Source organism: Sutcliffiella horikoshii (assembly GCF_044809035.1).
GTDB classification, from domain to species: domain Bacteria; phylum Bacillota; class Bacilli; order Bacillales; family Bacillaceae_I; genus Sutcliffiella_A; species Sutcliffiella_A horikoshii_G.
The window spans coordinates 920,700-938,423 of the sequence record NZ_CP085237.1 but is presented as its reverse complement, the minus strand read 5'-3'; the positions used below and the strand labels follow the sequence as shown (position 1 = coordinate 938,423).

The following is a 17,724-nucleotide window of genomic DNA, read 5'->3' as shown; positions in this document are numbered from 1 at the left end:
TATAGCATGAAGGAGGATGATGAAAATGAATAAAAACTTAACAGAGATTATTTTTCTATTGGACAGAAGCGGGTCGATGGGAGGCCTAGAGAAGGATACGATTGGAGGTTTTAACTCCTTTCTTGAAAGACAATGTAGACACGAAGGAGAAACGCTTGTCACAACCGTCCTGTTCGACGATGAGGTGGAAACTCTGTGGAGCGGAGCGGATGCGAGGAATGTGACATTAACTAGAGAGAACTATTACGTTAGAGGCACTACCTCCCTTTTGGATGCAATCGGAAGAACGATACTGGATGTAGGAAACCGTTTGTCCCGAACTGATGAAGTTTCAAGGCCTGGGAATGTCATTTTTGTCATTACCACTGACGGTATGGAAAATTCAAGCGTAAAGTTCACCTATCCTAGAGTAAAGGAGTTAATCCGTCACCAAGAAGAAAAATACAGCTGGCAGTTCATCTTCATGGGGGCAAACATAGACGTTGCAAAAGAAGCGCAAAGCTTGGGGATACAAGAAGATCAAGCATTTAACTTTGAAGCTACCAACAACGGCGTGGAGATGATGTATGAAAACGTGTGTAACATCGTTTCCGAGAAAAGGATACAAGTGGAAGACTTAAAAATAGAAAATTCATAGCATGTGGAAAGAAGGAAGAAGGAACCCGTTCAGCACATGTAAAAACGAGTTCCCCTTCTCTCCCCTTTTATTTGGCAGCTGTAGATAATAGCTCTTCCATTCCTATCCATAGCTCTGTATCCTCTATCATCCTTGCCACCTGCAAGAGAAGGTCTTCTTTGCCACGCGCCGCCATGAACTGGACGCCTACAGGGAGTCCTTCCTTTGTCACATGCACAGGTAATGACATGGCAGGCTGTCCCGTCAAATTCGCAAGTTGCGTGAATGGAACTCGTTTAAGGCTTTCTTGCACCAATTGTTCCACAATCCCCATCTTCTTAAGGAGGGTGGCAGATCCTAATTTTCCTGTCACCTGAAGGGCAATGCTTTCAATTGGCTTTAACTTATGATCTCCAATTCTTGCAGGAGGAAAGGCGGTGGCAGGTGTTACATATAAATCATAAGATTCGTGGAATTCCTCCATTGCATATGCCGCCACATCCCACTCCCTCATGCGGAGGACAAATTCTTGCGCAGACATGGATTTGCCAATAAGACTAAGCAGCCAGGTTGCAGGCTCCACATCATTCAACGTCGCTTTTCTCCCAAGTATCTCCTCAAGAGAAGAAACCATGGCACTTACTTCTCCAAAGTACAGGGACAGATAGCTTGTGGCAACTTTCTTCCCATCTACCGGTGCTTCTATTTCTTCTATCATATGACCCTCTGACTCTAGGTACTTCAAGGTTTTGTTCGCTGCTTCGATACAGTCGGGATGAACTTCTGTACCAATTGGTGATTTGGTAGAGTAAGCAATACGTAGTTTCTTCTGTAAAGATTGTTGAATGAGATCCAAGTAACTTCCATCATATTCAGGAATCGTAAATGCAGCCCCTTTTTCCGCTCCCTTTAACTCATCCAGGACAGCTGCACTGTCTCTCACAGTCCGAGTCAAAACATGTTCCACTGCCGCTCCCTGCCAAAAACGTCCCAATTGCGGCCCAACCGGTGTTCTTCCCCTTGTAGGTTTTAATCCAAACAGCCCACAGTAAGCTGCAGGAATACGTATGGATCCGCCACCATCGTTTGCACCTGCAATTGGAACCATTCCTGACGCTACCGCTGCTGCCGATCCGCCGCTTGAGCCTCCTGGGGTATAAGATTGTTTCCAGGGATTTTTCGCTGGTCCGAATGCAACCGGCTCTGTTATGGCCATTAAACCAAACTCCGGCACATTGGTTTGCCCTAAAAATAGAAAGCCGCTTTTCCTTAACCTACTAACATATTCGGAGTCCCTTTTTGCTCTATATTTGACTAGAGCTCTAGATCCTAGGGTTTTAGGTTCACCTTTTATTTCCTGACCTATATCTTTTAGAAGAATCGGAACACCTGCAAACTTACCTGTTGAAGCCGTTTCCGTTGCAACTCTTGCTTGTTCATACATTCTATGAATAACCGCATTTAGTTGAGGGTTTTGCGTCTCAATCTCACTTACCGCCATTTCTAACAGTTCAATAGGTTTGACTTCCTTGTTACTGACCAGTTCGGCCAATCCGAGTCCGTCATAGTTTTTATATTCTTCCCTTTTCAATGTTTATCACCTCTCTATAGTCTATTCCTCCATAAAGGCGATTAAAACTCAGCTTTACAACCAATCATTCCTCCAGTCTATTTAATTGAAATTTCACTTTCAACACCAAAGCCCCCCCTCCAACATAGGCTACAGTACAGAGATGTATAATCACATCTTGGGCTTGATCGCCTTGGAGAGGAGTTTGGTATAGATGGAATTAACTGCGGCACATTGGATGTATTTAATTGGTACACTGGTCATTATTTTTACCATGTTGTTCAGGCAGAATGTCGTGGTTCCTGCTATCCTAGTGACATTTTTAGTAGGGTGGATTTTTAGCGGGTCATTCATTTTTGGACTTCAAACGATATTTAATGCCAGCTTGATTGCAGCAGGAGAGCTTTTCAACATATTCCTGATTATTGCCATCATGACGGCACTTCTACATTCCCTAAAATCTTTAGGTACCGATGTACAAATGATTACCCCTTTTCAGCGGGTGATGAAAAATGGGCATATCTCGTTTTGGGTAATTGTATTTGTCACCTATGCGATTTCCCTATTCTTCTGGCCAACTCCAGCTGTACCACTTGTCGGTGCACTATTAATTCCAGTTGCCATAAGAGCTGGGCTTCCACCAATTGGTGCAGCCATCGCTATTTCACTTGCTGGTCAAGGAATGGCCTTATCATCGGACTATATTATTCAAATTGCCCCATCACTGACCGCTACCGCTGCTGCAGTAGATATTGGCACGGTTGCTGATCGAGGGTTCATCTTATCGCTTGTTACGGGAGTGGTGGCAATCACTCTTGCTTATCTCTCAATCCGCAAGCTTATTGCACGGCCGTCCAATGAGCACTTAATAAAATGGAATGAAGCTGACAACCATAGCGGGCACACCGAAGGAATGTCAGAAGGCGGCCTTGTGACAAAAAGCAAATACAGCTCCCTGTTTGCTATTTTAGTTCCGGGAACATTTCTAGCCATCATCATCTATATGGTCCTTGCGAAGTTTTCTGATGTACTTCCGTCATTAGAAGGCGGAGCCGGGGCTGCCCTTATTGGCGGAGCATCACTCATTCTTTTAATTGGAGCGTCTTTCCTCCTTAACGCCCGCACCTCCCTTCAAACGGTCAGTGACAATATCGTCAAAGGCTTCTTGTTTGCTTTTAAAGCAATGGGGCCGGTTATCCCGATTGCAGGATTCTTCTTTATTGGAAGCGGGGAACTTGCTTCAAGGATCCTCGGCACTCCCGCTGAAGAGACCCCTTCCTTCCTGTTTGACCTTATACTTGCCGGTCAATCCTATATCCCGGAAAGTTCTTTTGTTGCAGGATTTGGAATTCTGCTTATTGGAATGATCACAGGTTTGGATGGTTCTGGATTCTCGGGACTTCCTCTTGTAGGTGCGCTTTCTGGTGCCCTAGGTGAGAGTGTTGGAGTAGAAACTGCCACCCTTGCTGCAATTGGCCAGATGGGATCTGTCTGGGTTGGCGGCGGCACGTTGATCGCCTGGTCTTCCCTTGTGGCAGTTGCAGGGTTTGCAAAAGTACCTGTCATGGAGATTGTGCGAAGGAGCTTCGTACCAGTCATAATTGGATTGATTGTCGCAACATTAGTAGGACTTTGGATTTTCTAATGTAAATAAAATCCCCCCTGTCCGATTGTGGATGAGGGGTTTTCGTTGTGTAAATTGGGTATGTGTATTTTACATAGTAAGATTATTTTTGAAACTTTTGTTCTACCTGTTCGTATCAATTAATATACGAAATTTACTGCAAGCCATTGTGGTTGGAAAACATTCTTTTCGGAGGTTCATGCTATATGATAAAAAAAGTAATGAGCTACTTAAATATAGGTTCGCCCCATGTTGATTTGGTTCTAAATAATATTGAAATAAATCCTGGTGAAAAAATAACAGGTGCCTTTCATGTGGAAGGCGGCTGGGCGAAGCAACACATAAAAAGGCTGGAATGCGACCTTGTGAAGGAATTCCAAGGAGATACCGTAGAAACTGTCGATGCTGTTACGACCATTCTCATGTCTAAGAGTATGGATTCAAATGATAATGCAGAATATCCATTTTGCTATCAGTTGCCCACTTCATTGGACCCGTCAACAGAACATATAAGCTATCGTTTCCATACAAGACTTATCTTCCAAGATGATGTGAAGAGCACTGATCATGATGAGATAGTTGTTCTTGGACGAGAAACAATCAAGGCCTGACTCCTTTTGTGGAGGCAGGCCCCTTTTGTTTTAGAATAATATTCGCATATTTCTTACTGATTTTTGGAAAGGTATAAATAGGAAATATATAAGGTAAAGAGGTTATTAAATGGAGACGGCACAAAAGGTACTACTTACGGAATCTATTTCTAAAAATACTGAAATGATTAAAGCCCAGTTAGGCCATAGTTCCGACTTGCTTGAAAGAGAGCTTGTTTTACCGTATCTAAATAGAAAGGTTCATTTAATATACCTGGATGGGATTAATGATACCTCCAAAATAGAGGATTATATTTTATCACCTTTGGCAGCTATTTCAATTAAGGAAGAACAGCCTCTCCATTCCGTAATCGACTATCTTCGGCTTCAAGTAATACAAAGCATAAGTATTGTGACGGAAACCGTTAAAGATAAAATAGTCCGTATGATTCTAGAGGGGAAAACAGCTATTTTTATAGAGGAAGAAGCGACGTGCCTACTGGCTGATACTGCAAAATGGCCTGAAAGAAGTGCTCCTGAACCAAAAGTACAACGGACTTCAACAGGACCTGACATTGCCTTCAATGAAAACGGAACATATAACCTTTCTCTTATCAGGAAAACAATCAAGGACCCGTTACTTCGGGTAGAAAAAGTGGCAAATCCTAATATCCAGACCTCTATTTCCTTGGTTTACATGGAAGGGAAAGTGGACAAAGAAATTTTAGAAGATGTTAGAAAAAAGATGGATAAGATAAACATCCCAGTAATCCTTGATGTTAACTATTTAGAAGAAACCCTTATTAATAATACAAGCTCGAGTTTCCCTTTGACACTTTCATCTGATCGACCGGATGTCGTTTGTGCTGAAGTTCTGAGTGGGAAAATTGCGATTGTCGTAGATGGAACACAGTTTGTATTGACCTTGCCTTCTGTTTTCATTCAATTCTTTCAATCTCCCGACGACTATTACATATTAAATAGAAGTACCCACACAAGGAGATTGGGAAGGCTCTTTTTCTTTATGCTTTCCGTACTTTTTCCTGGTCTATATATTTCCTTTACTTTATATCACCCTGGACTAATACCTACGAGCTTACTGGTTGGACTCATTGCTCAAAGGGAAATCGTTCCTTTTCCGACCATTGTTGAAGTATTTATATTTTTTTGGCTCATCATCATTATTACAGAAGGCTCCATCCGCCTTCCTTCAGGGGTGGTACTAACGGTTACTATTTTCGCTTCCATCACCTTAGGGCAGCAAGCGGTAGAGGCCCAGCTTGTCCAACCTGCAACTCTCGTGGTCTTGGCAGCCTCTTACGTCTTTTCAAGCGTAGTTCCGATTTACAGTTTATCACTCGCTTACAAGCGGCTGACATTTCGATTTATTTTTTTGGCGACCATTCTCGGATTGTACGGAGTGTTGGTGGGGCTAATCATACTCTTATTGCATCTTTGTTCGCTTCGTTCTTTTGGTGTGCCATATCTATCACCAATCGCTCCATTCCAACCTCAGGACCAAAAGGATGCGATCTTCCGTTTGCCTATTCAATACATTATTAATAATGATAAATCATTGTTCAAAGAGGATCCCATGAAAAAAAAGTAAAGGTTGATGGATACCATGTTCAAAAGAAACCTAATACCAATCATTACTTCATTATTTTTGCTCGGAGCAAGTCTCATCATTGGAAAAAATGCGGAAGATTCTCTTATCAGAGATTTGATTATTATCTCAGCTATTGCTATAGACATGAAAGAGGAGGATTTTCTCATAACAGTACAAGCTATTAATGCTCCCTCCGTTAAAGATAGTGCTTCGGAGAAACTAGGATTTATCCTGTATCAGGAAAGTGGAAGGACCATAACAGAAGCCCTGCAAAACATCCACAAATCATTTTCTCGGTTTCTATTTATGGATGATTTAGAAGTTATCTTAATAAGCGAAGAACTTGCTAAAAAGCGTGGAATTGAGGATGTGTTGAATTATTTGTTTTTAGAGCAAACAATCTCTTCTAATACCATGCTCTTTGTCAGCAAGGAGGTAAGTGCACATGATATCCTTGCCATGTTCACGCCATTTCAGAAAGTATCTTCCAAAAGAATTGTGGATACGATAGAAAATATTAAAGACTACTCATCCTTTGCTATCCCGGTTTATCCTAATCGCGTGAAAAATTTCCTGTTGAATTATCCGGTTGTCAACAATGTAATACCATACATCAGTGTTGCAGGAGATGTGAAGGAAGGACTTAAGAAAGAGAATATTGAATCCTATCAACCTAAATCGAAAATGGAAATTAACGGCATGTCCTATTTCAAAAAAGATAGACTAATGGATTTTTTAAGTACTGAGGAAAGCCAAAGTCTCTTATTCTTAATGGATAATGTTAGGGAAGGTGCGTTGGAGGCGAATTGTCCTGAAGGTCCTGGTTACTTTTCCTACCACTTAAAGAAAGCCAAAACCAAATATAAAGTAAATTGGCACGGCAGAACTCCTGAGGTTTCTATCAATATTAAGACGAACGGAAGAATTATCGAATCCGCCTGTAGTACGAATTTCGAATATCCAAATATGGAGCTCTTTAGACAACAAATTAAAAAACAATTAGAAAATTCCATCACCTCCCTTATACAAAAAAGCCAAGAAGAGAATCTGGATTATGTGGGGTTTGGTAAAGAAATTTATCTTTCAAGTCCAAGTAACTGGAGAAAAATTGAAGGTGACTGGGAAAATATTTATCCAAACACCCCATTTGGTATTAACGTGGATGTTTCTGTAACTAGGTCAGGAGATGCCACTTCATTAGATTAGCCAAAGTTAGGATGAAGTTTCATATGAACGTTACCAAGATTTCCATCTATCAGCTCATTACACTGATGACCTTGTTTCTTCTAGGGTCTTCTATTGTCCTGGGACTCAACCTGCAGGCTGAAGAGAATGCCTGGATTATCAACACCGGAGCCGCTCTAATCGGAGTCCTCCTTTTCTTTTTTTATGCTTATTTATTAAAAAGGAATGGTTGGCCTGAATTTCATAAACTCTTGGAATTAGCATTCGGTAAAATACTTGGAAAAGTCGTCTTAATGTTGTACAGCCTTTATTTTCTTTACATTGCAACAAGGGTACTCAAAGATTTCGTCTACTTTGTTACCCAAACCTTTTATTACAATATCGATCACTGGATTATTGCTTTTGTCTCAGTCTGCTTAATCTGTTACGCTGCAGTTTTGGGCCTTGAGGCGGTAGCCAGGACATCTGAGATTTTGTTTGTTTTTACCGTACTCCTAATAACACTGATAATATTTTTTTCTTTCTTGTCAGGGATAATGATGGGCGAAAATATAAGGCCAATAATTGACTTGGAGATTTTGGATTTAAGTAATTGGGTCCAATATATAACATTTCCTTACGGAGAAATGGTGGTTTTTCTGGTCTTGTTTCCATTCCTTAATGACCATAAGAGATTGATGAAACAGGGATGGATTGCTGTCGTTTTGAGCGGAGTTATTTTAATTACTGTCTCTGAAATCATAATTGCCATCCTTGGGGCTAAAGTGTCTTCACTTTATACATACCCGTTAGTAAAGGCAATTGAAATGATCGAGCTTTTGGGTATCATCCAACACTTAGAATTGTTGACTGCCTTTGCCTTTATCATCGTAGGTTTTGTAAAAGTGTCCATATTCTTTATTTCCGGTGCAAAGGGAATATCCTATGTTTTTCCTATCCTCCAAGAAAAATTTATCATCGTCCTACTTGGGGCAATGGTCTTTTTCGGATCCTTTATCATAGCAAAAGACCTCCCAGAACACTTATATATAGGCCTGGAGCTCGTCCCATATTACATTCATATTCCCTTTCAATTTTTCCTTCCTTTACTAATCCTACTTTTCACTTGGATGAAAGGCAGGAAAAAACGAAGAAAAGGGGTCTGACCCTCACTGCTCTAAAGCGATAAAGTAAACCCCTCTTCTTCTATATTATTCTGCTGTTGGTAGTGTTAGTTTGTATTTGGCGAAGCCGTTTTGGGAGGCTCCTTCGTATTGAATGGTGCCGTTTTCAGGTAGTGCATTGACTGCTTCAGGTGAAGAGTCGAATGTTATATGGACGGAATTATTCATTGGTGCGAATGTCCAGTTTCCGTCGGCTGATGGATCAATCTCCCCTTGTTGTAGGATGTAGTCGATGATTGCCTGACGGTTCTCATCAGGGTACATTTCAACCCCTGTATTATTGCGCACTCCAGGGAAGTTACCGCTCGCACGATAGTTATTCGTCACAACGATAAACTCTTGATCTAAGTCAATAGGTTCCCCGTTATACTCCAGATTCTTGATACGATTTGCCCCTTCATTGACAACAACACCATCTTTGTTATATTTTGCCGGTTCTGTAACATCAATTTCATACGTAACGCCATCAATAACATCATAATTGTAAGTCGGAAAGTCCCTGTTGATTAATGCTTGCTCGCCGCCATTGTTTGCATCGATCTGCTTGAATTGTCCTGCAGACATTTCTAACCACTCTTTAACATCTGCGCCTGTTACTTTTACAGTAGCGACTGTGTTTGGATACAGATACAGGTCAGCTACATTTTTAATGGCAATTTCCCCTTGAGGAATAAACGTGTAATAGCCTGCTCCGTTTCTTCCGCCGGCTTTGAACGGTGCACCTGCAGAAAGAATAGGTGTATGCTCATCTACCGTACCCTGCAATTGTTTTTCCAAATACCACTTCTGTGCATTCGTTACGATTTGGATGGAGGGGTCGTCTTGCACTAATGCAAAGTAACTGTGGATGTCAGCCGTTGTTGTACCAACTGCTGTACGAACATAGTTTACAGTTCCTTCATGTGCTTCTTTTACCACATCTAATATCGCTGGATCTGCTTTCACACCATTTACATTCCTTAATGTTGTAGCAGAATCTGTCACTTTCCAATCGCCTTTTACTTTTGAAAGTGTTAGGTCCATGATCCCTAAATTGTTCCCCCAGTTACCGGGCATCACGACAGGAACCCCATTGATCGTTCCTTTTTCCGTGTCCACACCAGGAAGGTCCGTGAAGTCTCCAGGGAATTTAAGATGATTGTGACCTGTGATGATGGCATCAACACCATCTACCTTCGTCAAATCATAGGTAGCGTTCTCTTCCATTTCTGTATACTCGGTATCACCGATTCCGGAGTGTGCCAATACGATAATGATGTCAGCTCCTGCTTTCTCCATTTTAGGAATGACAGCTTCTACTGATTGGACAATGTCTTTCGTTACGATTTTCCCGTCAAGATGTGCTTTGTCCCATTGTGTGATTTGCGGAGTGACAACACCCGTCACACCAACACGTAGAACTTTATTTCTTCCATTTTTATCTGTGAATTTTTTCTTAATGATTTCGTATGGCTTTACATAATACTCGCTGTTGTCTGCACCATCATCATAAAATACATTTGCGCTGACATAAGGAAATGGAGCCCCTTCTAGTACCGTATCAAGAAAATCTAACCCATAGTTGAATTCATGATTTCCTAGAGTTGCTGCATCATAATCCAGTAATCCCATAGCTTGAAATACTGGGTGAACCTCACCTTTTTGAAGAATATCCACTTTTGCTTTGTAGTCTCCTAAAGGGTTACCTTGAATAAGATCACCGTTATCAAACAGCATCGTGTTCGTTGCTTCTTCGCGGGCCTGCTTAATTAAAGTAGCTGTTTTCGCAAGTCCAAAGTCTTGTACTTCCGCGTCCTTATAGTAATCATAGTTATATAGATGTGTATGGATATCTGTCGTCCCCATCACTCTAAGTTCCACATCATGTTGCCCTGCCTTTGGTCCTTTTGGTGCAGCCTCAACCGAGTTGAACATGGATGGTGTGGCAAGCAATGATACAGCCATGGTTATAGCCAACACTTTTTTCCCTAGTTGTTGGAAAGCTTTTTTCAAGCCAAACAGCTCCTTTAGAAGTTTAATAGTCATACTCTTTTAATTATAGAGAGTATTGCCATATTAGAAATACTAAGAAAGGCCTGTATTTGACAAAATACAACAGAATCATTACAAGAATTCGGGTATAATTACTTATATTGTAAAAAAAACCTAATAAACCCTTAAAGGAACACGAATTCAAATAGGTATAATGAAAGATGCCTGTGTACCTTATAAAAAGGGAATACACCAAATTGTTGTACTTCTATTTAAAAAAAAATGAATATTTTTTTCTAAAATCAAAATGATACAAAAAACGCCAGTCACACTTAACGACTGACGAGTTTGTTTTCTTTTATTTTCCACTTGCTTTTATGATTATAACCCGATCGATTTTTTCGAGTATTTTGTCCATTTTCACTTTATCTTTTAAAATTTCCTGCTTATTCTGCTCTATTAATTCCTGCATCAATTTCTTTCTCATTTTTTCATCTCTTCCTTATGTCTGCATTAATAATTAAGCAGACTTTTTCAATTTTTCCACCACTAGAGAAACGAATTTACTAATCTCTTCTTCATCCTCCGGTTCAGGGTTGAACTCTATTTTCAGCGGATCAGACAACACGGTTCCCCCACGGGTTTCAAGCAATTCTTTAAGATGGTCAAGGGCACCGCAGAATTCAGGATAAGAAGTGTCCCCAGAGCCGAAAATCGCAAAAGAGCGACCTTCAAGATCCATTTCCTCCAGCTCTTCTACTATATCTAAGCATTCATCTGGGTAATCACCATCACCCCAAGTATACATACCTAAAATGGTAATGTCATAGTGTAAAAGTTCCTCAGCACTATCTAGACTATGAACGTCCTCCAATACCACCTCATGTTGATGTTTTATAAGTTTTTCTGTGATACTGTCCGCTATTGCCTCTGTGTTCCCGGACATGCTTGCATAAAAAATTCCTATTTTCATCTTCTATCACTCCTCTCAATGTAGCAGACTTGGAACTTGATATCTGTTGTTGATCCATTTACTTTCAACGGGGGATGATATAAACAATTGGTCCTCAAAACCAGCACCTCTGAATCCATGCCCCTCCACAGTCCCTATTGGAATCAAACTCATACTCTCTTTATGTATCTCATAAATCCTCGAATACCCGAATTCATCTCGGCTTGTAGTAGCATGCAAGCTATTATTGGCCAGGAATATATCCAAAAAAGCTTTCTCTGAAAGAGGCTGATTAAAACAAATCCATGAATTTTCAGCCTTTCTCATTTCCACAGAGCCTTCGCCTGTCTTAACGTTTCCTTTGGTAATGAACATAGAATCCCTATCTGAAATGTAAATCGATGAAACCATCGAATTCTCTTCTCTTTTCACAAGTTTTAATTCCCCTGTTAAGAGGGAGTACTTCCATACGCCACCGTGCTCCTTATTTACTTGCGTACCAATGTAAATGCAATCATCTGAAAAAAAGAGCGACCTGATTAATGGGGGAGCACTAAAAGATGCGAATGGCTTAACGACAGCCCAGCTCGAACCATAGTTTCTGGACACATATAATTTACTTCCACCATGTGTTACGATTAGGCCCTTATCGTTTCCGGCTATATCCCATAAACGCTGGGAAACGGAAAATGTCGTATGGGTCCACTTTTTTTGATATGGTTCATATCGTAAAATCGTCCCATAATCCCCAATGCCAAAAATAAACCTTCCTAGTCGTACAAGCTTATAAATATTTTGGGAAAGGCCATACTGCAACACCCATTCCCCATCCTCGAACGAATAGATACCAGATTTCTTTACCGCAACAAGAAATGGAATGTCAGGAGTAGATAAAACGGCAGTGGATCCTTTGTTAAACATAATGAAAGTTCTCTTCCACTTTTTTAACCCATGTAATGAATCTTTGAGCAAATTGTCTACATTCCAATTCTTGTTCCTGTGTTTCAGGACTAGACTCCACCTTTAATGTTTGATCATAAACGGCGGCCCCACAACTCTTTAGCTTCTCAGAAAAGGTATCCACTGCTGCACAAAATTTAGGATATGCATGATCTCCTGAACCAAAGCAAGCTGCAGGAATACTGTTTAACTTCAATCCATCCAACTCTTCATAAAAGTCCTCCGCCTCATATGGGAGATCACCATCTCCCCAGGTGTAGGAACCGATAACAATACCGTTATAGGTTGTGATTTCCTCTACATCTACTGTATCCAAACACTCCAAGACAACCTCGCATCCTTTTGCAAGCAGTTCATCCTGCAAAATATTTGCAATGTCTTCTGTGTTTCCCGACATACTTACATATCCAATAAATATTCGCATTCTAGAACACCTCTAGTTGATAATTGTTTTCAATTAATATACTGATATCATAGTTGATAATGATTATCAGTGTCAATTAATTTCTCTAAATTTTGAGAAAGAATCTCATTTTAGTACATATACTCTTTTTGTGAATGTCATTTATAGGAGGAGAGGATATTTGAGGAATATGAATGAAGTTAGGCTCAGAAAAATACAAGGCCTGGCACAAGAAATCATGGATGAAGTGAACAAACATGAATTAGAGAAAAAGGATCTGGAGTTATTGCATTTGGTAATCGACAACTTATCAAGAGCTGTCGTCGATGTCACAGATCCAAATGGTAACTATTCTATTGATTATCTTGAACGAAAGGTAGTAAAAGCTCACTCTCTTTTGATGAAACAGGGGTAGCCATTTCCAACAAATAGAACCGTTGCACCTATATGCAACGGTTCTTTTGTATTTACCTCTTTAGGAAATTGTTACGCGACCCTTTTCCCCAACTCTTACACTACCATCCTTAATCTCAACTGCTTCTCCAGCAGCCAAGTTTGTGAAGATGATTGGTGTGATGATGGATGTCGCTTCTTCAGACACAATGCGAAGGTCTACGTTCAGTAACACTTGCCCTTGCTCGACTGTGTCACCTTGTTCTACTAAACTTTCAAAGCCTTTTCCTTTTAGGTTGACTGTGTCAATTCCAACATGCACAAGGACTTCGCGGCCTTCAGCGGTTTCGATGCCGATCGCATGTTTTGTCGGGAACAGGTTCACAATTTTTCCTGCAACAGGTGATACCACCTTGCCATCAGTTGGTTCAATAGCAAAACCGTCACCCATCATTTTTTGTGAGAAAATCTTATCAGGCACTTCAGAAATAGGAAGTAGTTTCCCTGTCATCGGCATGACTACGTCAAACTCAGCCGAAGTTGAAGTAGCTACAGCACCTGCATCCTTAGAAACATTTTCAGTACTTGCCGCCACTTCTTGCTTCACTGGCGTTTTCCCACTCAAGATATCTTGGATCTGACCTTTAATTGTTTCAGAACGAGGTCCGAAGATCGCTTGGATATTGCGGTCGATTTGCATTACCCCTGCTGCACCTAATTTTTTCAAACGCTCTTTATCTACTTGCTCTACATCTTTCACACTTACACGAAGACGAGTGATACACGCGTCAAGGTTGGTAAGGTTCTCTCTTCCACCAAGTGCTTCTAGTACACCAAATGGCAGTTCATCAACGGAACCAGATCCAGATTCAGCTTCTTCCGTTTTTTCCTCACGACCTGGTGTCATAAGGTTGAACTTCTTGATCGCAAAGCGGAATCCGAAGTAGTAGATAACCGAGAAGACTAGACCAACAGGAATCACCAACCACCATGCAGTCGCATTTGGAAGGACCCCAAATAGAATATAGTCGATAACCCCACCGGAGAACGTCATCCCGATTTTCACATCTAAAATGTGCATAACCATGAAGGAAAGTCCAGCAAACACAGCATGGATAGCGAATAATACTGGTGCTACGAATAAGAAACTGAACTCAAGTGGCTCTGTGATACCTGTCAAGAAAGATGTCAATGCCGCTGAACCCATGATACCAGCAACATACTTCTTATTTTCAGGACGAGCACAGTGATAGATTGCTAGCGCTGCTGCCGGAAGACCGAACATCATGAATGGGAATTTACCTGTCATGAACGTACCTGCCGTTAGTTCGGCACCGTCTTTCACCTGCTCCATGAAAATACGTTGGTCTCCACGAACCAATTCTCCTGCCGCGTTTGTGTAAGAACCGAATTCAAACCAGAATGGAGAGTAGAAAATATGATGTAAGCCAAATGGAATCAGTCCACGTTCAATGACACCGAAAATAAATGCTGCCAATGTACGGTTTGATTCTGTCATAAAATAAGAGAACGTATTCAGACCCTCTTGTGCGAATGGCCAGATGAAGTTCATGACCACCCCAAGCACAAGGGCAGATGCCGCTGTCGCAATTGGAACGAAACGCTTGCCGGCAAAGAATCCTAAGTAAGATGGCAATTCGATATTGTAAAATTTATTGTACATATAGGCACCGAGCACCCCGGCTATGATACCGCCGAACACCCCGGTTTGAAGGGTCGGAATTCCTAAAACATTCGCAAGTGCAGGGTCACTTCCGACCTGTTCAGCAGTAACTCCACTGATAACACTCATCGTAACATTCATAATTAAGTAACCGATCATTGCTGCAAGACCGGCAACCCCGTCCCCTCCAGCAAGTCCAATGGCTACCCCGATGGCAAAGAGTAGTGGCAGATTGGAGAATACGATGCTTCCCGCCTGTTCCATGATTTGTGCTAATAATACGAGTGAATCTGCCTCTAGAAAGCCGAGGCGGCTAGTTAAGTTCGGGTTTTGCATGGCATTACCGAATGCAAGCAGGATTCCTGCTGCTGGTAGCAATGCGACAGGAAGCATGAGGGCTTTCCCGATACGTTGTAGTAAACCAAATGATTTCTTAAACATATGTGTTCCTCCTAGGTATTTTTATATGCTTTTGTAGAACCCTCAGAAAAACAAAAAGGCATGAGTCAAAAGAAAAGGTACACGAAGGAAAGGTAGATAGACTTCTACCGTGTTTCTTCGTTTACGCTTTCTTCCGCTCATGCCTGCATGACCAGTAACACGTGAAAAAAGTGTTAAAGATTAATTTATTGTTTTGCAAGCCTTTGCAAATGTAGAGTCAGGTAGACTGCCTCAGCATCTGGGACTGGCTTGTGTAAGTTCTGCTGCATAATTTTAATCAATTTCCATGCTAGATTGTAGCACACAGGATATTCAGCTTGCAACACTTTTGCGAGCGCTTCCTGATTTTCTGGACGATTTTCATCTTTTTGCACCCTTTCAATCGATGCATGAAAATGACGGATTAGTCTCAAGTAGTTCACATCTGTCCGATCAACAGAGATTTTCAAGGACTCTTCAATAACATCCACCATTCTGCTGATTAGCTGGGTATGCTTGTTGATCTCCGATAATTCCCGGTTGGTTAACGCGCTATGGATGTGCAAGGTGATGAACCCGACTTCTCCAACTGGAACGGAGATCCCAAGCTTTTCATTCAACCACTCCACAATTTCAAGTGCCACCGTATATTCTTTAGGGTAGGCGAGTTCCGTCTCCGTCAGAAAAGGATTTTTTATATCCAACCCCTGTTGAATTCTTTTTACGGCAAAATAAAGATGATCTGTCAATCCGACATGGATATGTTCATTCAACCGAACCTCGAAACGCTTCTCAATTCGCTCTATACATTCGTTCATTAAACCAATGAACGATTCATCGACATAATTAAGTAACTGCTTATATTGTTGTTGCTCTTCCTGGTCGCGAAGCACAAAGAACTTCTCCGCACTCTCGACAGTAATATCTTCTCCGGTACGTTTTCCGAAGCCAATTCCTTTTCCTGTCAGGATCACTTCATTGTACTCCGGGTGGGCAGCAATCAACACATTGTTATTCAAGACTTTCTTTACACGCATGGCCATTCCTCCGGTGTATCTAAAACTGCAATATATATTAAAGTACGCTACGGTGGAGGGTTAGTCAAGCGAGCATATTTTCCAAATGGTTCCATACTCGAAAACACTGATCCAAAATCGATTTTCCAACGTTAGGAAAGTGGGAAAGCCTTATTTCTTCTTTTAAAGAGACAAATAAAGATATAATAAAGATAATCACATAAAAAAGGAGAAAACCTATGCAGAATAAGGACTCTCTTCTGTATGAGCGGATCAGGAAAAAAGATAAAACCGCTCTGGAAGAATTGTACGACAGGTACGAAAAGATCTTATATTCTTTTTTATTGAAAATAACGAACGACCATGACATTGCAGAAGAAGCAATGCAGGATGTGTTTATTAAGATTTGGCAAGGTTCAGGTATCTACGATGAGTCAAAAGGCAAGTTCAGATCCTGGCTGTTCACCATCGCCCGTAATAAAGCCTTGGATATTATTCGCAAGCAGCAACGAACACAAAGTGCCCCGATAGAGGATGTGGAACCATTCTTACAATCAAACGACTCCACCGAAAAAGAGACAGAGTGGAAAGAAGAGCAGAAAGTCATTAGAGATGCGGTCTCCACCCTATCCTACGACCAAAGGAAGATGGTCCACTATATGTATTTCAAAGGATATACCCAGCAGAAAATAGCCGAATTGACCGGTATTCCGCTTGGGACCGTAAAGGGAAGGATACGGCTAGCACTAAAGAAATTGAAACCGTTGCTTGCAGATAGGAGGGGGAGTATATGAGTCAGAAATGTGATTTAGTGTTGGACTATTTCAATGGACACCTAACACATACAGAGAGAGAAGAATTTGAACAGCACTTAGCCACCTGTCCCGAATGTCAGGAAGAATTAATGGAACTTCAAGATCTGTTAGGAGATGTTGCCCTTGTGTCAGAGCAGGCCTCACCCCCACCGGAAATGAAGAAGCGAATTCTGGATAATGTATTTGCTGAAGACGTGAAAACAGACAAAGCAACTGTTACACCGATTGCTTTTAAAAAGGAAGTCGAAACACCAATTAGTAAGAATACAGCTTCAGGGAAACCTTGGCTGACCACGTTGCTTGCCGCATCGCTCTTGCTTTCATTGGTTGGAAACGGCTACTTGATGATGCAAAATGATGAAGGAACAGAGTCGGTTACGGAAGAACTGAAACAACCTGATAACGTAGTTACCTTGCAACCATCAGATGCTGCAGGCAGCGGGTTTGCAGCACTTTTCCAACAGGAGCAGGCACTATCCGTTATGATTCAGACGCAGGACTTACCTGAACTAACCGGTAATGAAGTCTATCAGGTTTGGTTGCTCAAGGATGGAGCACCAATACCGGCTGGTGATTTCACTATTGATGATCAAGGTAAAGGCTATGTGTTCCATAACATCGAACAGACGGCTGCGGAAGATTGGGATACCATTGCGATAACCTTGGAGCCTCAAAGCGGGAATGAATTGCCTGAAGGGGAGATTCATCTTTCGGCAGGGTTGTAAGAAGTGAAGACCTCTAGTGGGTGAAATT

The 17,724-nt window shown here is 41.3% G+C and carries 17 protein-coding genes; 9 read left to right on the top strand and 8 right to left on the bottom strand.

Annotated features, from left to right (window positions below; translation table 11 throughout):
- Window positions 1-25: 25 nt before the first annotated feature.
- A complete protein-coding gene (locus LG307_RS05045; RefSeq protein WP_404448704.1) occupies window positions 26-637 on the top strand; it encodes a VWA domain-containing protein in 612 nt (203 codons plus the stop codon).
- Between the two features lie 67 nt (window positions 638-704).
- Here LG307_RS05045 and LG307_RS05040 read toward each other — a convergent pair whose 3' ends face one another.
- Window positions 705-2,207, bottom strand: a complete 1,503-nt coding sequence (locus LG307_RS05040) for an amidase family protein (protein WP_404448702.1) — start codon at window positions 2,205-2,207, stop codon at window positions 705-707.
- 193 nt (window positions 2,208-2,400) lie between these two features.
- Here LG307_RS05040 and LG307_RS05035 point away from each other — a divergent pair, with 193 nt between their 5' ends.
- The 5 genes from LG307_RS05035 to LG307_RS05015 all read left to right on the top strand — a co-directional run bounded on the left by LG307_RS05035 (window position 2,401) and on the right by LG307_RS05015 (window position 8,339).
- Entirely contained in the window at window positions 2,401-3,831 is a 1,431-nt protein-coding gene (locus tag LG307_RS05035; RefSeq protein WP_404448700.1) for a hypothetical protein, read from the top strand.
- A gap of 185 nt (window positions 3,832-4,016) precedes the next feature.
- Window positions 4,017-4,421 carry a sporulation protein gene (locus LG307_RS05030; RefSeq protein ID WP_404448698.1) on the top strand — a complete coding sequence of 135 codons (405 nt, stop codon included), beginning with the start codon at window positions 4,017-4,019 and terminating at the stop codon, window positions 4,419-4,421.
- Between the two features lie 109 nt (window positions 4,422-4,530).
- On the top strand, window positions 4,531-6,009 hold the full coding sequence (locus LG307_RS05025; RefSeq protein WP_404448696.1) for a spore germination protein: 1,479 nt from the start codon (window positions 4,531-4,533) through the stop codon (window positions 6,007-6,009).
- Between the two features lie 15 nt (window positions 6,010-6,024).
- Entirely contained in the window at window positions 6,025-7,215 is a 1,191-nt protein-coding gene (locus tag LG307_RS05020; protein WP_404448694.1) for a Ger(x)C family spore germination protein, read from the top strand.
- A gap of 23 nt (window positions 7,216-7,238) precedes the next feature.
- A complete protein-coding gene (locus tag LG307_RS05015; RefSeq protein WP_404448692.1) occupies window positions 7,239-8,339 on the top strand; it encodes an endospore germination permease in 1,101 nt (366 codons plus the stop codon).
- Between the two features lie 45 nt (window positions 8,340-8,384).
- Here LG307_RS05015 and LG307_RS05010 read toward each other — a convergent pair whose 3' ends face one another.
- From LG307_RS05010 to LG307_RS04990, 5 genes are all read right to left on the bottom strand, one after another.
- Window positions 8,385-10,301: a bifunctional 2',3'-cyclic-nucleotide 2'-phosphodiesterase/3'-nucleotidase gene (locus tag LG307_RS05010; RefSeq protein WP_404450383.1), complete on the bottom strand. Its 1,917-nt coding sequence runs from the start codon at window positions 10,299-10,301 to the stop codon at window positions 8,385-8,387.
- A gap of 385 nt (window positions 10,302-10,686) precedes the next feature.
- The gene (locus LG307_RS05005) at window positions 10,687-10,815 is read right to left on the bottom strand and encodes an FbpB family small basic protein (RefSeq protein ID WP_404448690.1); all 129 of its coding nucleotides are present in this window, start codon (window positions 10,813-10,815) and stop codon (window positions 10,687-10,689) included.
- A gap of 33 nt (window positions 10,816-10,848) precedes the next feature.
- Complete coding sequence (locus LG307_RS05000; RefSeq protein WP_404448689.1) at window positions 10,849-11,301, bottom strand: flavodoxin; 453 nt, start codon at window positions 11,299-11,301, stop codon at window positions 10,849-10,851.
- Between the two features lie 15 nt (window positions 11,302-11,316).
- Window positions 11,317-12,201 carry a hypothetical protein gene (locus tag LG307_RS04995; protein ID WP_404448687.1) on the bottom strand — a complete coding sequence of 295 codons (885 nt, stop codon included), beginning with the start codon at window positions 12,199-12,201 and terminating at the stop codon, window positions 11,317-11,319.
- Window positions 12,194-12,664 carry a flavodoxin gene (locus tag LG307_RS04990; RefSeq protein WP_404448685.1) on the bottom strand — a complete coding sequence of 157 codons (471 nt, stop codon included), beginning with the start codon at window positions 12,662-12,664 and terminating at the stop codon, window positions 12,194-12,196. The genes LG307_RS04995 and LG307_RS04990 overlap by 8 nt, the downstream gene beginning before the upstream one ends.
- A gap of 169 nt (window positions 12,665-12,833) precedes the next feature.
- On the opposite strand from LG307_RS04990, the gene LG307_RS04985 reads away from it, so the two are divergent.
- The gene (locus LG307_RS04985) at window positions 12,834-13,058 is read left to right on the top strand and encodes a group-specific protein (protein ID WP_404450382.1); all 225 of its coding nucleotides are present in this window, start codon (window positions 12,834-12,836) and stop codon (window positions 13,056-13,058) included.
- 60 nt (window positions 13,059-13,118) lie between these two features.
- Here LG307_RS04985 and ptsG read toward each other — a convergent pair whose 3' ends face one another.
- Together ptsG and glcT are read right to left on the bottom strand one after the other, a co-directional pair.
- A complete protein-coding gene (ptsG, locus tag LG307_RS04980; RefSeq protein ID WP_404448683.1) occupies window positions 13,119-15,161 on the bottom strand; it encodes a glucose-specific PTS transporter subunit IIBC in 2,043 nt (680 codons plus the stop codon).
- Window positions 15,162-15,346: 185 nt separating this feature from the next.
- A complete protein-coding gene (gene glcT / locus LG307_RS04975) occupies window positions 15,347-16,177 on the bottom strand; it encodes a glucose PTS transporter transcription antiterminator GlcT (protein ID WP_404448681.1) in 831 nt (276 codons plus the stop codon).
- A gap of 218 nt (window positions 16,178-16,395) precedes the next feature.
- Here glcT and LG307_RS04970 point away from each other — a divergent pair, with 218 nt between their 5' ends.
- Window positions 16,396-16,950, top strand: coding sequence for an RNA polymerase sigma factor (locus LG307_RS04970; protein ID WP_404448679.1), 555 nt, complete (start codon window positions 16,396-16,398; stop codon window positions 16,948-16,950).
- Complete coding sequence (locus tag LG307_RS04965) at window positions 16,947-17,696, top strand: anti-sigma factor domain-containing protein (RefSeq protein ID WP_404448678.1); 750 nt, start codon at window positions 16,947-16,949, stop codon at window positions 17,694-17,696. The genes LG307_RS04970 and LG307_RS04965 overlap by 4 nt, the downstream gene beginning before the upstream one ends.
- Window positions 17,697-17,724: the final 28 nt, after the last annotated feature.

What these genes read in the sequence shown, in the direction of transcription:
- LG307_RS05045 (WP_404448704.1), top strand. Translation starts at nt 26, where the DNA reads ATGAATAAAAACTTAACAGAGATTATTTTTCTATTGGACAGAAGCGGG.
- LG307_RS05035 (WP_404448700.1), top strand. Translation starts at nt 2,401, where the DNA reads ATGGAATTAACTGCGGCACATTGGATGTATTTAATTGGTACACTGGTC.
- LG307_RS05030 (WP_404448698.1), top strand. Translation starts at nt 4,017, where the DNA reads ATGATAAAAAAAGTAATGAGCTACTTAAATATAGGTTCGCCCCATGTT.
- LG307_RS05025 (WP_404448696.1), top strand. Translation starts at nt 4,531, where the DNA reads ATGGAGACGGCACAAAAGGTACTACTTACGGAATCTATTTCTAAAAAT.
- LG307_RS05020 (WP_404448694.1), top strand. Translation starts at nt 6,025, where the DNA reads ATGTTCAAAAGAAACCTAATACCAATCATTACTTCATTATTTTTGCTC.
- LG307_RS05015 (WP_404448692.1), top strand. Translation starts at nt 7,239, where the DNA reads ATGAACGTTACCAAGATTTCCATCTATCAGCTCATTACACTGATGACC.
- LG307_RS05010 (WP_404450383.1), bottom strand. Translation starts at nt 10,301, where the DNA reads ATGGCTGTATCATTGCTTGCCACACCATCCATGTTCAACTCGGTTGAG.
- LG307_RS05005 (WP_404448690.1), bottom strand. Translation starts at nt 10,815, where the DNA reads ATGAGAAAGAAATTGATGCAGGAATTAATAGAGCAGAATAAGCAGGAA.
- LG307_RS05000 (WP_404448689.1), bottom strand. Translation starts at nt 11,301, where the DNA reads ATGAAAATAGGAATTTTTTATGCAAGCATGTCCGGGAACACAGAGGCA.
- LG307_RS04995 (WP_404448687.1), bottom strand. Translation starts at nt 12,201, where the DNA reads ATGTTTAACAAAGGATCCACTGCCGTTTTATCTACTCCTGACATTCCA.
- LG307_RS04990 (WP_404448685.1), bottom strand. Translation starts at nt 12,664, where the DNA reads ATGCGAATATTTATTGGATATGTAAGTATGTCGGGAAACACAGAAGAC.
- LG307_RS04985 (WP_404450382.1), top strand. Translation starts at nt 12,834, where the DNA reads ATGAATGAAGTTAGGCTCAGAAAAATACAAGGCCTGGCACAAGAAATC.
- ptsG (WP_404448683.1), bottom strand. Translation starts at nt 15,161, where the DNA reads ATGTTTAAGAAATCATTTGGTTTACTACAACGTATCGGGAAAGCCCTC.
- glcT (WP_404448681.1), bottom strand. Translation starts at nt 16,177, where the DNA reads ATGCGTGTAAAGAAAGTCTTGAATAACAATGTGTTGATTGCTGCCCAC.
- LG307_RS04970 (WP_404448679.1), top strand. Translation starts at nt 16,396, where the DNA reads ATGCAGAATAAGGACTCTCTTCTGTATGAGCGGATCAGGAAAAAAGAT.
- LG307_RS04965 (WP_404448678.1), top strand. Translation starts at nt 16,947, where the DNA reads ATGAGTCAGAAATGTGATTTAGTGTTGGACTATTTCAATGGACACCTA.